Source organism: Cellulomonas septica, assembly GCF_012396155.1.
In the GTDB taxonomy this organism is placed as follows: domain Bacteria; phylum Actinomycetota; class Actinomycetes; order Actinomycetales; family Cellulomonadaceae; genus Cellulomonas; species Cellulomonas septica.
This window is the reverse complement of sequence record NZ_JAAXOY010000876.1, coordinates 1-1,132: the sequence shown is the minus strand read 5'-3', so window position 1 is coordinate 1,132 and position 1,132 is coordinate 1. Positions and strand designations below refer to the sequence as shown.

Sequence of the window (1,132 nt, the reverse complement as noted above, 5' to 3'; positions counted from 1 at the left end):
GGGCGCCGGCGCGGGCTCGGCCTGGTGGCCATGCTCGTCGTCGGTGCGCTGCTGGTCGGCGGCGGACTGGCCTGGTGGCTGTGGCCCGATCCCCTCGTCGCGGCCACCGACCTCGAGCCGTCCGGGGACCTGCGCGCGCACGACCCCGCGCTCGTCGTCGGCGACGAGGGCGAGCCCTGGTACGTCTTCAGCACCGGGGACGTGCGCGAGGGGCTCGGTGCCCCGCAGATCCGACGCTCGCTCGACGAGGGTCGGACCTGGGAGGCGACCGGGACCGTGTGGGACGCGTCGACCCGGCCGCACTGGGCCTACGAGGGCGTGCCGGGCGTGCAGAACTTCTGGGCGCCCGAGGTCCTCGAGCACGACGGCACCTGGTACCTCTACTACTCGGCGTCGACGTTCGGCTCGAACCGCTCCGCGATCGGCCTGACGACGAACACGACGCTCGACCCGGACGACCCGGACTACGCGTGGGTCGACCAGGGGCTCGTGTGGGCGTCGACACCGGGGGAGACGGACTACAACGCGATCGACCCGGGCGTGCTCGTCGACGACGACGGCCGCGGCTGGATGGCGTTCGGGTCGTTCTGGGGCGGGATCCAGCTCGTCGAGCTGTCCTTCCCGTCAGGCCTGCCCGTCGACCGTGACGCCGAGCCTGTGACGCTCGCGAGCCGCACGGGCGCGCCGAACCCGATCGAGGCGCCGTACCTCGTGCACCGCGACGGCTGGTACTACCTGTTCTTCTCGCGCGACTTCTGCTGCCGCGGCACCGACTCGACGTACAACATGGCGGTCGGGCGCTCGCGCTCGGTGACCGGGCCGTACGTCGACCGGGACGGCACCGACCTCGTCGACGACGGCGGCACGCCGCTGCTCGCGACGACGGGCGACATGGTCGGCCCCGGCGGCCAGTCCGTCTCCCGGGGCGTGCTCGCGTTCCACTGGTACGACGCGGCCGCGGGCGGCGAGATCACGCTCGGCCTGCGCGAGCTCGGCTGGGACGACGAGGGCTGGCCCGTCGCGACGACCCGCACGGAGCAGGACGCGGAGCGGGACGCGGCGCAGGCGGGCTGAGGGCCCCGCGAGGCGCGTGCCGCGGGAGCCAGGAGGTGGCCGCCCGCCGGCCCCCGCG

At 74.6% G+C, this 1,132-nt stretch carries 1 protein-coding gene; it reads left to right on the top strand.

What is annotated here, in order from left to right; all coding sequences use genetic code 11:
• Positions 1 to 1,074, top strand: a 1,074-nt coding sequence (locus tag HGA02_RS19965) for an arabinan endo-1,5-alpha-L-arabinosidase (protein WP_168681169.1), incomplete at its 5' end; no start/stop codon positions are given.
• Positions 1,075 to 1,132: the final 58 nt, after the last annotated feature.